10 protein-coding genes are annotated in these 12,478 nt (G+C 69.6%); 9 read left to right on the top strand and 1 reads right to left on the bottom strand.

Going from position 1 to position 12,478, the window contains the following annotated elements; translation table 11 throughout:
* Nucleotides 1-2: 2 nt before the first annotated feature.
* The 6 genes from ACSQ2F_RS20870 to egtD all read left to right on the top strand — a co-directional run bounded on the left by ACSQ2F_RS20870 (nt 3) and on the right by egtD (nt 5,735).
* The gene (locus ACSQ2F_RS20870) at nt 3-599 is read left to right on the top strand and encodes an FMN-dependent NADH-azoreductase (RefSeq protein WP_436026158.1); all 597 of its coding nucleotides are present in this window, start codon (nt 3-5) and stop codon (nt 597-599) included.
* Between the two features lie 79 nt (nt 600-678).
* Nucleotides 679-915 carry a hypothetical protein gene (locus ACSQ2F_RS20865; RefSeq protein WP_436026157.1) on the top strand — a complete coding sequence of 79 codons (237 nt, stop codon included), beginning with the start codon at nt 679-681 and terminating at the stop codon, nt 913-915.
* 58 nt (nt 916-973) lie between these two features.
* Entirely contained in the window at nt 974-1,966 is a 993-nt protein-coding gene (locus tag ACSQ2F_RS20860) for an LLM class flavin-dependent oxidoreductase (protein WP_436026156.1), read from the top strand.
* A gap of 91 nt (nt 1,967-2,057) precedes the next feature.
* A complete protein-coding gene (serA, locus tag ACSQ2F_RS20855) occupies nt 2,058-3,290 on the top strand; it encodes a phosphoglycerate dehydrogenase (protein WP_436026155.1) in 1,233 nt (410 codons plus the stop codon).
* Between the two features lie 172 nt (nt 3,291-3,462).
* Nucleotides 3,463-4,695 carry an ergothioneine biosynthesis protein EgtB gene (egtB, locus tag ACSQ2F_RS20850; protein ID WP_436026154.1) on the top strand — a complete coding sequence of 411 codons (1,233 nt, stop codon included), beginning with the start codon at nt 3,463-3,465 and terminating at the stop codon, nt 4,693-4,695.
* Between the two features lie 104 nt (nt 4,696-4,799).
* Nucleotides 4,800-5,735 carry an L-histidine N(alpha)-methyltransferase gene (gene egtD, locus ACSQ2F_RS20845; RefSeq protein ID WP_436026901.1) on the top strand — a complete coding sequence of 312 codons (936 nt, stop codon included), beginning with the start codon at nt 4,800-4,802 and terminating at the stop codon, nt 5,733-5,735.
* Nucleotides 5,736-5,752: 17 nt separating this feature from the next.
* Here egtD and ACSQ2F_RS20840 read toward each other — a convergent pair whose 3' ends face one another.
* Nucleotides 5,753-6,388 (bottom strand): TetR family transcriptional regulator, encoded by a 636-nt coding sequence (locus ACSQ2F_RS20840; RefSeq protein WP_436026153.1) that lies wholly within the window; start codon nt 6,386-6,388, stop codon nt 5,753-5,755.
* A 156-nt stretch (nt 6,389-6,544) separates the two neighbouring features.
* Here ACSQ2F_RS20840 and ACSQ2F_RS20835 point away from each other — a divergent pair, with 156 nt between their 5' ends.
* The 3 genes from ACSQ2F_RS20835 to ACSQ2F_RS20825 are packed head-to-tail and all read left to right on the top strand — an operon-like array spanning nt 6,545 to nt 12,461.
* Nucleotides 6,545-7,834, top strand: coding sequence for an efflux RND transporter periplasmic adaptor subunit (locus ACSQ2F_RS20835; protein WP_436026152.1), 1,290 nt, complete (start codon nt 6,545-6,547; stop codon nt 7,832-7,834).
* A 12-nt stretch (nt 7,835-7,846) separates the two neighbouring features.
* Nucleotides 7,847-11,020 (top strand): efflux RND transporter permease subunit, encoded by a 3,174-nt coding sequence (locus ACSQ2F_RS20830; protein ID WP_436026151.1) that lies wholly within the window; start codon nt 7,847-7,849, stop codon nt 11,018-11,020.
* The gene (locus tag ACSQ2F_RS20825) at nt 11,013-12,461 is read left to right on the top strand and encodes an efflux transporter outer membrane subunit (protein WP_436026150.1); all 1,449 of its coding nucleotides are present in this window, start codon (nt 11,013-11,015) and stop codon (nt 12,459-12,461) included. The genes ACSQ2F_RS20830 and ACSQ2F_RS20825 overlap by 8 nt, the downstream gene beginning before the upstream one ends.
* Nucleotides 12,462-12,478 lie beyond the last annotated feature (17 nt).

Raw genomic sequence — 12,478 nt, 5'->3', positions numbered from 1 at the left:
CCATGAACATCCTGCAGATCAACTCCAGCGCCCGCGCCGACGCCTCCCACTCCAGCCGCCTCGCTGGCGAGATCGTCCAGCGCCTGCGCCAGTCCCACCCCGAAGCTTCGTTCAATCTGCGCGACGTCGCTCGCCATCCTCACCCCGCCCTCGACGAAGCCGCGCTGCAGGCGCTGTTCACCCCCGCTGAGCAACGCACGCCCGAGCAGGCCGCGCGCGTGGCCCTCGATGACGCGCTGATCGCCGAACTCCAGGCCGCCGACGTGGTGGTGCTGGGCGTGCCCATGTACAACTTCGGCGTGCCGGCGGCCCTGAAGAACTGGATCGACGCCGTCACCCGCGCCCGGGTCACCTTCGCCTACACCGACAAGGGACCGGTCGGCCTGTTGACCGGCAAGAAGGTGTACGTGGCGCTCACGCGCGGCGGCGTGTACCGCGACGCGCCCGCCGACACGCAGGTGCCGTACCTCAAGACGCTGTTCGGTTTCCTGGGCATGACCGATGTGGAGTTCATCTATGCCGAGGGCCTGGCCATGGGCCCGGAGGCGGAGCAGAACGGCCTGGCCACGGCACGCGAACAAATCGCCGCCACCGTCTGATTCCTGCACGGCCGGCGGCGGCGGCGCCAGGGCGGCTCGGCTATAGTGCGGGCCGCTCCTGGTTCCGGCCGCCTCCGGCATGTTCGTCTCGCCCCTCGGTCCCGCCCTCCCGCCCGCCCTCGCCAGTTTCGTGCGGCAAGCCGTCGAGAACGGGGCGGCACCCCTGCCGCTGGTGCCGCTGAACACCAGCGTGCCGAGCCTCGGCCCGATCACGCTCGACCACGGCGGCGCCTACACCTTGACGGTTTACCCCGGCGCGGTGATGAAGTTCGCGGCGTCGCCCAAGCTGGGCCGGTTCATCGACATGACGTCCTGAACGTCTCGGCCAAGACCCTGCGGCGCGCGGCGCTCGGGCGCCTCACTACGATGGCGCCATGAAGATTCCCCTTTCCGTTCTCGACCTCGTGCCGGTGGGCACCGGTGGCAGTGCCGCGGAGTCGGTGCGCCGCGCCGTCGACCTGGCCCGCCTCGCCGACGACCTGGGCTACGAGCGCCTCTGGTTTGCCGAGCACCACGGCATGCCGGCCGTCGCGAGCGCCGCCCCCGAAGTGCTCATCGCCCATGTGGCCGCCCACACCCGACGCCTGCGCATCGGTTCCGGCGGCGTGATGCTCCCGAACCATGCCCCACTGCGCGTGGCCGAGGCCTTCCGCACCTTGTCGGCGTTGCATCCCGGCCGCATCGACCTCGGCCTGGGTCGGGCGCCCGGCTCCGATGCCCAGGCCACGCGTGCCCTGCGCGCCTTCGATGGCGAGCAGTTTCCCGCACTGCTCGGCGAGCTGCTGACCTGGTCGGGCGAACGCCCCCTGCCGGACGGCCACCCGATGGCTCGCCTCAAGGCCATGCCGGACGATGCGCCGCTGCCCCCCATCTGGCTGCTGGGGTCGAGCGGTGCGAGCGCAGAGATGGCCGCCGAGGCCGGCATGGGCTATTCGTTCGCGAGCCACTTCAGCCCGACGCCCGCGGCACCGGCCTTCGAGGCCTACCGGCGGGCCTTCGTGCCGTCGCGCCAGTTCCCCGAGCCGCACACCATCCTCGGCGTGTCGGTGGTCTGCGCGCCCACGGCCGAGGAGGCCGACTACCTCGCCTCCAGCATGGACCTGGCCTGGCTGCGCATCCGCAGCGGCCGGTTCAGCCCGCTCCCCTTCCCCGACGAGGCGCGCGCCTACCCGTACACGCCCGACGAGCGACGGGTGGTGGCGTCGTACCGGGCACTCGCCCTCATCGGAACGCCCGACGAGGTGGCCGAGCAACTGCTTGCGCGGGCCCGGGACTGCGGCGCCTCGGAGGTGATGGTGGTCTCGAACCTGCCGGACCAGACCGCCCGCTTGCGGGGCTATCGCCTGCTGGCCGAAGCATTGGCCTGAGGCACCCGGCTCGCGTGGTGCCCAGCCGACAGGTTTGCGCCGGGGTTTTCCCGGGCGGGTTAACCTCGGTCCTCACCCTGGAGCCTGGCCGATGACCCCCCGACTGTCCGTCCCGAAAGAGAAACTCAAGTTCGTCCTGCTCGAGGGCATTCACCCCTCCGCGGTGGAGGCCCTGCAGCACGACGGCTACTCGCAGATCGTCACCTCGCCGAAGGCACTGGCCGGCGAGGAATTGAAGGCCGTGCTGGCCGATGCGCATTTCGTCGGCATCCGTTCGCGCACCTTCCTCACCGAGGAGGTGTTCGCTGCGGCCCCGAAGCTCGCCGCCGTCGGCTGCTTCTGCATCGGCACCAACCAGGTGGACCTGCGCGCCGCCATGGCGCGCGGCATCCCGGTCTTCAACGCGCCTTTCTCCAACACGCGCAGCGTGGCCGAGCTGGTGCTGGCCGAACTCATCCTGCTGATGCGCGGCATTCCCGAGAAGAATGCCATCCTGCACCGCGGCGGCTGGGTCAAGAGCGCCGCCAACTCCTACGAAGTGCGCGGCAAGACGCTCGGCATCATCGGCTATGGCCACATCGGCACGCAGATCGGCGTGCTGGCCGAGCACGTCGGCATGAACGTGCTCTTCTATGACATCGAGGCCAAGCTGCCGCTCGGCAACGCGCGCCAGGCGCCCTCGCTCGACGCCTTGCTGCAGGCGAGCGACGTGGTGAGCCTGCACGTGCCCGAGACGCCGCAAACGCAGAACATGTTCGGTGCGGCGCAGATCGCCCGGATGAAGGCCGGCAGCCACCTCATCAATGCCTCCCGCGGCACCGTGGTCGACATCGACGCGCTGACCGCCGCGCTGGAAAGCAAGCACCTGCTGGGCGCCGCGATCGACGTGTTCCCCGTGGAGCCCACCGGCAACGACGCCACCTTTACCTCGCCGCTGACGCGCTTCGACAACGTCATCCTCACGCCGCACATCGGTGGCTCCACCGCGGAGGCGCAGGAGAACATCGGGCGGGAGGTGGCGGCCAAGCTCATCCGCTACAGCAACAACGGCTCGACCACCTCGGCGGTCAACTTCCCCGACGTCGCGCTGCCCGAACACGGTGGCCGCAGCCGCCTGCTGCACATCCACCGCAACGTGCCCGGGGTGCTGGCGCGCGTCAACGAGCAGTTGTCGGCGGCCGGCATCAACATCGCCGCCCAGTACCTGAGCACCAACGAGGCCGTGGGCTACGTCGTGATCGACGTCGACACCGACACCAGCAAGACGGCACTCGACACCTTGTGCGCCGTGCCCGACACCATCCGTTGTCGCGTCCTCTACTGACAGCTTCTGGCGCGTAGCACGCAGCCGCGAGGGCTGCAATCGGACACCATCCATTGTTGATGCGATGGCGGGCTCGCGCCCGTTTGTCGTTGCGATCGGGGATGTCGGCTGCTAAGGTGATCCGTTCCGGCACGCGCCCTGCGAGCCGGATCCCCTGACCGGAGCGCCGACCTTGCCCTCGCCGACCTATGCCAATGAGCCTTCCCGTCCCGCGACGCGCGCCGAGCTGAGTGCCGCCTTCGCGGCCGTTCGGGCGCACTCCTGCGCGCTGGCCGCTCCGCTCTCGGCCGAGGACCAGTGCGTGCAATCGATGCCCGACGCCAGTCCCGTGAAGTGGCACCTGGGGCACACGACCTGGTTCTTCGAGACCCTGGTGCTCCAGGCCTTCGGCGCCGAGCACACCCGGCTCGATCCGCGCTACGCCTTCATCTTCAACTCCTACTACGAGTCGCTGGGCCCGCGACATCCGAGGCCCGCGCGCGGCATGCTGACGCGGCCGTCGGCCGCCGAAGTGATGCACTACCGCGAGACGGTCGACCACGCGGTGCGCCGCTTCATCGACACCGCGCCCGACGCCGTACTCGACCGCGCGCGCAACGCCTTGCTGCTCGGCCTGCACCACGAGCAGCAGCACCAGGAACTGCTCCTCACCGACGTCCTTCACCTGTTGTCGCTCAACCCGCTCTGCCCGGCCTATCGCGAGGCAGGGGCACCGGCTCCGCAGCGCATGCCGCAGCCGCTGGCCTGGACACCCGTCGACGGTGGCGTGGTGTCGGTGGGTCATGCCGGCGGCGGCTTTGCCTTCGACAACGAAGGCCCGCGCCATGACGTGCTGCTGCAGCCGTACCGCATCGCCAGTCGCCCGGTGAGCTGCGGCGAGTACCTGGCCTTCATCCGCGACGGCGGCTACCGTGACCCGCAGTGGTGGCTGAGCGACGGCTGGGCCCTGGCCCGCGCCGAGGGCTGGCAGGCGCCCGCCTACTGGTCCCACGAGGAAGGGCCGGAACCACGGCACTTCACCCTGGCCGGTGAGCAGCCGGTCGACCCGGCCGAGCCGGTCTGCCACCTGAGCTTCTACGAGGCCGCCGCCTATGCCGCGTGGGCCGGCGCGCGGCTGCCCTCGGAGTTCGAATGGGAGGCGGCCCTCGCGCGCGGCCTGATCGATGCCGGCAGCGTCGGCGCCGTGTGGGAATGGACGCGCTCGGCCTACGGCCCCTACCCCGGCTTCAAGCCCTTCGCCGGCGCGGCCTCCGAATACAACGGCAAGTTCATGGTGGGTCAGATGGTGCTGCGCGGCGGCAGCTGCGCGACGCCGCCGGGCCACGTCCGGCCGACCTACCGCAACTTCTTTCCGCCGCCCGCGCGCTGGCAGTTCTCCGGGCTGCGCCTGGCCTGCGACGCATGACCCTTCGAGAAAGGCACCCGATGACCGCCACGATGCCCCGAGGCCCCGAATCCCTGGCGCACGACCGCCGCAGCCTCACCGACGCGGCCCACGGCCTGCCGCCCATGCCCGAGGCCGGCGAGTTCGAACGTGAACTGGTGGCCGGGCTGTCGGCACGTCCCCGATCCATCTCGCCAAAGTTCTTCTACGACACGACCGGCTCGCAGCTCTTCGACCGCATCTGCGACCTGCCGGAGTACTACCCGACGCGCACCGAGTTCGGCCTGCTGACCGCGCATGCGGCCGAGATGACCGCGCTCTTCCCGCCGCGGGCCGACCTGATCGAATTCGGGGCCGGCTCGGTGACCAAGGTGCGGCTGCTGCTCGACGCATGGGGCGCGCGCGGTCGCTTCATCCCGCTCGACATTTCGGCCGAGCATCTGCACGCGTCCGCGGCCCAGCTGCGTGCCGACTACCCCGGGCTCGACGTGCTGCCGCTCGCCGCCGACTTCACGCGGCCGCTGGCACTGCCGCACGGCGATCGACGGGTCGGCTTCTTTCCCGGGTCGTCGATCGGCAACCTCGGCCCGGTGGCCGCCGTGCGCTTCCTGCGCCAGGCCGCCCAGTGTCTGACCGGGGGTGGCCTGCTGGTCGGGGTCGACCTGGTCAAGGATCCGGCGGTGCTGCACCGCGCGTACAACGACGCCGCCGGCGTGACGGCCGCCTTCAACCGCAACCTGCTGCAACGCGCCAACCGGGAGCTGGGGGCGGACTTCGACGTCGAGGCCTTCGACCACTACGCGTTCTACGACCCGCTGCGCCAGCGGGTCGAGATGCACCTCGTCAGCCGGCGCCGGCAAACGGTTCATGTGGCAGGTCAGGCCTTCGAGTTCGCTCAGGGCGAGAGCCTCCACACCGAGAACTCGCACAAGTACACGGTGGAGGGGTTCCGTGAGCTGGCCGAGCAGGCCGGCTTCGTGCCCGGCCCGGTCTGGATGGACGACGAAGAGCGCTTCAGCGTGCACTGGCTCGCCGCGCCCGGGCTGCCACGCCGCGGTTGAGCGCCCGGCCTGCCCCTTCAGCGCCCGCCCTCTTGGCGGCCCCGGGCTTTCAGGCCATCGAGATAGTCGTTGACCAGTTGGCCGCCCACCTTGACGAGGTCGAATGCCCCAGGGTCCAGCAGCCAGTTCTGGATCAGCCCGTCGAACAAGGCGTGCAGGCCCAGGGCCACCGTGGCCGCCGGCATGCGCAGCACGATCTGTCCGCGGGCGGCGGCCAGCTCGAGCGCCCGTGCGAGATTCCCCTCGAACTCGTTGCGCACCGACAGGTGCCGGTCGCGCACGGCCGTCAGTTCGTCCACGTATTCGACCTTGTGAGTGGCAATCTCGAAGACGCGCCGGACCTGGGGGTCGTTCATCGCCTTGTCGAGCACCATGGCGAAGATCTCCCGCAGGTTGGCCAAGGGATCGCCGTCCGGGTCGTCGCTGTGGCGGGTGGCCTCCTCGAAGGGCAAGGTGACCCGGATCATCATCGCGTTGAAGACGTCCGCCTTGTCCTGGAAGTGCCAGTAGATGGCGCCGCGGGTGACGCCGGCGGCGGTCGCGATCTCGTTCAGCGAGGTGCGCGCGACCCCGCGTTCGACGAAAACGCGCTCGGCCGCATCCAGGATGCGGTTGCGGGTTTCCTGCGCTTCTTCCTTGGTTCTACGTACCATTTCTCGGTCCAGCGGCGCTTGACGCGCGGTTCATACATACATTCAACGATGTATGTATACTAGCTCACTCCATGGGACATGGCTGGCTTTTCCGCGCGCTGCTCCCGTCTATTTCTCTTTTTTCCGGCGCTCCGGCGCCTCACCGGAAGGTCTCGCATGTCTGCGTTGAAAAACGTCTTGGCTCCGTCGTTCGTGCTTCCCATCGGCGCCCGCCGGGGCGCCCTGCCCGCCGCCGTGGCGGCCACCCTGTTGCTGGCCGCCTGCGGCGCCAAGGAGGGGGCTCCGGGCGGCGCGCCACCGGGAGGCGGCATGCCACCGCCCGAGGTCGGCGTGGTGCGCGTGAGCGAGCAGACCATTGCCCTGCAGACTGAATTGCCCGGCCGGGTGGAACCGGTTCGCGTGGCGCAGGTTCGCGCCCGCGTCAACGGCGTGGTGCAGAAGCGCCTGTTCCGCGAGGGCAGCGAAGTGAAGGCGGGCCAGGCCTTGTTCCAGATCGATGCCGCGCCGTACCAGGCCTCGCTCGACAGCGCCCAGGCCGCGCTCGCCAAGGCCCAGGCCAACGTCACGCAGACCACCGCCCAGGCCGAGCGCTACAAGCCGCTCGCCGAAGCGAACGCCGTGAGCAAGCAGGACTACATCAACGTCGTCGCCGCACAGCGCCAGGCGGAAGCCGACGTGGCGAGCGCCCGCGCCGCCGTGCAGACGGCCCGCATCAACGTGGGCTATGCCCGCGTGAGCGCACCCATCTCCGGCCGCATCGGACGGGCCCTTGTCACCGAGGGTGCACTGGTCAGTTCGGCCGAGGCCACGCAGCTGGCCGTGATCCAGCAGATCGACACCGTCTACGTCAACTTCACCCAGTCGACCACCGAGGTGCTGCGCATGCGCCGTGCCCTGCAGGCCGGCCAGCTGCGCAGCGCGGGTGACGGGGCCATCGCCGTGCGCGTGGTGCTGGACGATGGCACCGAGCTGCCACGCCAGGGCAAGCTGCTGTTCTCCGACCTGACGGTCGATGCCACCTCCGGCCAGATCACCCTGCGGGCTGAAGTCCCCAATCCGGACGGCCTGCTGCTGCCCGGCCAGTACGTGCGCGTGCGCCTTGCCCAGGCCGAACTGCCGGACGGGATCCTCATTCCCCAGCAGGCCGTCACCCGCGGGACCCAGGGCGACAGCGTCCTGGTGGTCGGCGCCGACGGCAAGCCGCAGCCGCGCCCGGTCAAGATCGGGTCCGCGCAGGGCACCAACTGGGTCGTGCTCGACGGCCTGAAGCCGGGCGAGCAGGTGATCGTCGAGGGCTTCCAGAAGATGATGGTGCCGGGCGCACCCGTGAAACCCGTGCCCTGGAGCAAGGGCGCAAGCGCCCCGGCCGGTGCCGCCTCGGCCGCGAATCCCGCGGCATCTGCAGCGTCCGCGGCGCCGTCGGCGTCTGCCGCCTCCGCGCAGTAAGGATCCGGCACCATGGCCAAGTTCTTCATCGACCGACCCATCTTCGCCTGGGTGATCGCCCTGTTCATCCTCGTGATGGGCGGCGTGGCGATCAAGCAGCTTCCGATCGCGCAGTACCCGCCGGTCGCCCCGCCGTCCATCGTCGTCTCCACCGCCTACCCGGGCGCCTCCGCACAGGTGCTCGAAGATGCCGTGCTCAGCGTGATCGAGCGCGAGATGAACGGCTCGCCCGGCCTCATCTACATGGAGTCGGTGGCTCAGGCCGACGGCAGCGGGCAGATCACGCTCAGCTTCGAGCCGGGCACCAGCCCCGAGCTCGCCCAGGTGGACGTGCAGAACCGGTTGGGCCGCGCGACGCCGCGCCTGCCGGCAGCGGTGACGCAGCAGGGCGTGCGCGTGGACAAGTCGCGCGCCAACTTCCTGCTCTTCGCCATCCTGTCCTCGGACAACCCGGCCATCGACCCGATCGCGCTCGGCGACTACGCTTCACGCAACGTGCTGCCGGAAATCCAGCGCATTCCGGGCGTCGGCCAGGCGCAGCTGTTCGGTACCGAGCGCGCCATGCGCATCTGGATCGACCCGGCCAGGCTGGTCGGCTTCAACCTGTCATCGGCCGACGTGGTGGCGGCACTGCGCTCGCAGAACGCCCAGGTGTCGTCCGGCACGATCGGTGACCTGCCCAACGTGCCCGGTCAATCCATCTTCGCCACCGTGGTGGTCAAGGGGCAGTTGAACTCGGTCGAACAGTTCAACAACGTGGTGGTGCGCGCGAATCCGGACGGCTCCACCGTGCGCATCAAGGACGTTGCCCGCGTCGAGCTCGGCGCGCAGGGCTATGCCACCTCGGCACGGCTGAACGGCAATCCGTCGACCGGCATCGGCGTGCAGCTCGCCCCCACGGGCAACGCCATGGCCACGGCCAAGGCGGTGCGGACCCGCATGGACGAACTGCAGCGCTACTTCCCGCAGGGCGTGAAGTACACCATTCCCTACGACAGCTCGCGCTTCGTCGACATCTCCATCACGCAGGTGGTCGAGACGCTCATCGAAGCCGTGGTGCTGGTGTTCCTCGTGATGTTCCTGTTCCTGCAGAACTTCCGCTACACCATCATTCCGACGGTGGTGGTGCCCATCACCTTGATGGGAACCTTCGCGGTGCTGCTGGCGCTCGGCTTCTCGATCAACGTGCTCACCATGTTCGGCATGGTGCTGGTGATCGGCATCGTGGTGGACGACGCCATCGTGGTGGTGGAGAACGTCGAGCGCATCATGAGCGAGGAAGGGCTCTCGCCCCTGGCGGCCACCCGCAAGGCCATGGGCCAGATCTCGGGCGCCATCATCGGCGTGACGGTGGTGCTGGTCTCGGTGTTCGTGCCGCTCGCCTTCTTCGGCGGCGCGGTGGGCAACATCTACCGCCAGTTCTCGGCGGTGATGGTGACCTCCATCCTCTTCTCGGCCTTCATGGCGCTGTCGCTGACGCCGGCACTCTGCGCCACGCTGCTCAAGCCCGTCGAGGCCGGCCATCACCATGAGAAGAAAGGCTTCTTCGGCTGGTTCAACCGTGGCTTCTCGCGCACGGCCAAGGGCTACGAGCGCGTGGTCTCGCGGCTGCTGCGCCGTGCCGCCCGCTACCTCGTCATCTACGCCGCCATCATCGGTGTGGTGGTGCTGCTCATCGCGCGCATGCCGACCTCCTTCCTGCCCGCCGAGGACCAGGGCACGATGCTGGTGAACGTGCAACTGCCGCCGGGCGCCACGCAGAACCGCACGCTGGACGTGATGAAACAGGTCGAGGGCTACATGCTCAAGCAACCGGAAGTGCAGAGCATGGTGAGCGTGCTCGGCTTCAGCTTCGCCGGCACCGGACAGAACGCCGCGCTGGCGTTCGTCACCCTCAAGGACTGGGATGAGCGCGAAGGTGCCGAGCATTCGGCGCAGGGCGTCGCCGGCCGGGCCTTCGGGGCACTGATGGGCATCAAGGACGCGTTCATCTTCCCGCTGAGTCCGCCACCCATTCCCGAACTGGGCACCGGCTCGGGTTTCAACTTCCGCCTGCAGGACCGCGGCGGCAACGGGCACGATGCCCTGCTCGCCGCGCGCAACCAGCTGCTCGGCATGGCGTCCAAGAGCCCGGTGCTCACCGGCATGCGCCCGGACGGCCTGGAAGACGCGCCGCAGCTGCAGCTCGACATCGACCGCGACAAGGCCAGCGCCCTGGGCGTGCCGTTCGAGTCCATCAACTCGGCCATCTCCACCGCCCTCGGCTCGACCTACGTCAACGACTTCCCGAACGCCGGTCGGCTGCAACGGGTGGTGGTGCAGGCGGATGCGCCGGCGCGGATGCAACCGGACGATCTGCTGCGCATCAACGCGATGAACAGCAAGGGCCAGCCCGTGCCGCTGTCGGCCTTCGCCACGACGCGCTGGGTCACGGGGCCGATGCAGACCATCCGCTACAACGGCTACCCGACGATGCGCATCACCGGTGAGGCCGCCCGCGGCTACAGCAGCGGTGACGCCATGGCCGAGATGGAGCGCCTGGCGGGCCAACTGCCGGCCGGCTTCGCCTTCGAGTGGACGGGCCAGTCGCGGGAGGAGAAGCTCTCGGGCTCGCAGGCCTTCATCCTCTTCGGCTTCTCGCTGCTGGCGGTGTTCCTGTGCCTGGCAGCGCTGTACGAGAGCTGGTCGATCCCGCTGGCCGTGATCCTGGTGGTGCCGCTCGGCGTGCTGGGCGTGCTGCTGGGGGGCAATCTCGGTGGCCTGTCGAACGACGTGTACTTCAAGGTGGGCTTGATCACCATCATCGGCCTGTCGGCCAAGAACGCGGTGCTGATCATCGAGTTCGCCAAGGACCTGCATGCGCAGGGACGCGGGCTCGTCGAGGCCACGCTGGAGGCGGCCCACCTGCGCTTCCGCCCGATCATCATGACCTCGCTGGCCTTCATGCTGGGCGTGCTGCCACTGGTGCTGGCCAGCGGCGCCGGCTCGGCCGGCCAGCGCGCGATCGGCACCGGCGTGATGGGCGGGATGATGACCGCCACCTTGCTCGCCGTGTTCTTCGTGCCGATCTTCTTCGTGGTGGTGCGCCGCATCTTCAAGGGCAGCGAGCGCCAGCGAAAGATGTACGCCCATGAATCCGATGACGGCGCCCCGAAGGCGCCCGCCCAGGGAGACTCCCATGCGTGAGCCCGTTGCATTGATGAAGACCGTCGCCGCGGCGGCGGCCCTGGCCGCGCTCGGCGCGTGCGCCTCGATGGCGCCTGACTACGAGCGCCCCGCGGCGCCGGTGGCAGGGGCCTTTCCCCAGCCGGCGGTGATTCCGCCGCCGGCTGGCGCCTCGGCGGTTGCCCAGACCACCGCGGCCTCCGCATCGGCCACGGCGGCACCGGACCTCGCCTGGCAACAGTACTTTGCCGATGCACGCCTGCGGCGGCTGATCGAGGTCGCGCTCGAGAACAACCGCGACCTGCGGGTGGCCGTGCTCAACATCGAGCAGGCACGCGCCACCTACCAGGTGCGGCGCGCCGACCAGCTGCCGACGGTGGGCGTGGGTGCCACCGCGCAGCGGCAGAACACCGGGGTGGAGAGCCTCTACACGGTGGGCGCCTCCGTGACCGGCTATGAACTCGACCTGTTCGGCCGCGTGCGCAGCCTGAGCGACGCAGCGCTCGCCCAGTACCTGGGCACCGAGGAGGCCCGCAAGGCGGTGCAGATGAGCCTCATCGCCTCCGTGGCCAACGCCTACTACGCGATGCTCGCGGACGACGCGCTGCTCGAGGTGACGAAGCAGACGCTGCAGACCCGCGAGGAGTCGTTCAAGCTCACCAAGCTGAAGTTCGACAACGGCGCCGCCTCGGAGATCGACTTCCGCCAGGGTGAGTCCCTGCTGGAATCGGCCCGCGTCAGCTTCGCCCAGCAGACGCGCCAGCGCGCGCTGGACGAGAACGCGCTGGTGCTGTTGCTCGGCCAGGGCCTGCCGGCCGACCTGCCTGCGGGCCTGCCCCTCACCCAGCAAGGCCTCGTGGCCGACCTGCCGGCGGGCGTGCCGTCCGAGGTGCTGGCCCGGCGGCCCGACGTGCGCCAGGCCGAGCAGCAACTGCTGGCGGCCAACGCGAACATCGGGGCGGCCCGAGCGGCGTTCTTCCCCCGCATCACGCTCACAGGCAGTGCGGGCACCGCGAGCACCGAACTGTCGGGGTTGTTCAAGAGCGGCAGCGGCGCCTGGAGCTTCTCGCCCCAGATCGTGCTGCCGATCTTCGATGCAGGCCGCAACCGCGCCAACCTCGACGTCGCCAAGGTGAACCGCGACATCGCCGTGGCGCAGTACGAGAAGTCGATCCAGGCCGCCTTCCGGGAGGTGGCCGACGCCCTCGCGGGCCGGGCGACACTGGTGGAGCAGGCACGTGCCCAGACCGCGGTGACGCAGGCGGAGGAAACCCGCTTCCGTCTGGCGGACCTGCGCTACCGCAACGGCGCGGCCAGCTACCTCGACGTGCTGGACGCGCAGCGGGCACTGTTCCAGTCGCAGCAGGCCGCGCTTCAGGTGCAGGCGGCCCAGGTGCAGAACCTCGTCACGCTGTACAAGGCGCTGGGTGGCGGCTGGACGGAGCCCGCACCGGCGCGCTGACCCCGCCAACGTCCCGC

The organism is Rhizobacter sp. LjRoot28, from assembly GCF_964253025.1.
Classification (GTDB): Bacteria; Pseudomonadota; Gammaproteobacteria; order Burkholderiales; family Burkholderiaceae_C; genus Rhizobacter.
The sequence above is the reverse complement of the archived record's forward strand: the minus strand, read 5'-3'. Positions and strand labels throughout refer to the sequence as shown.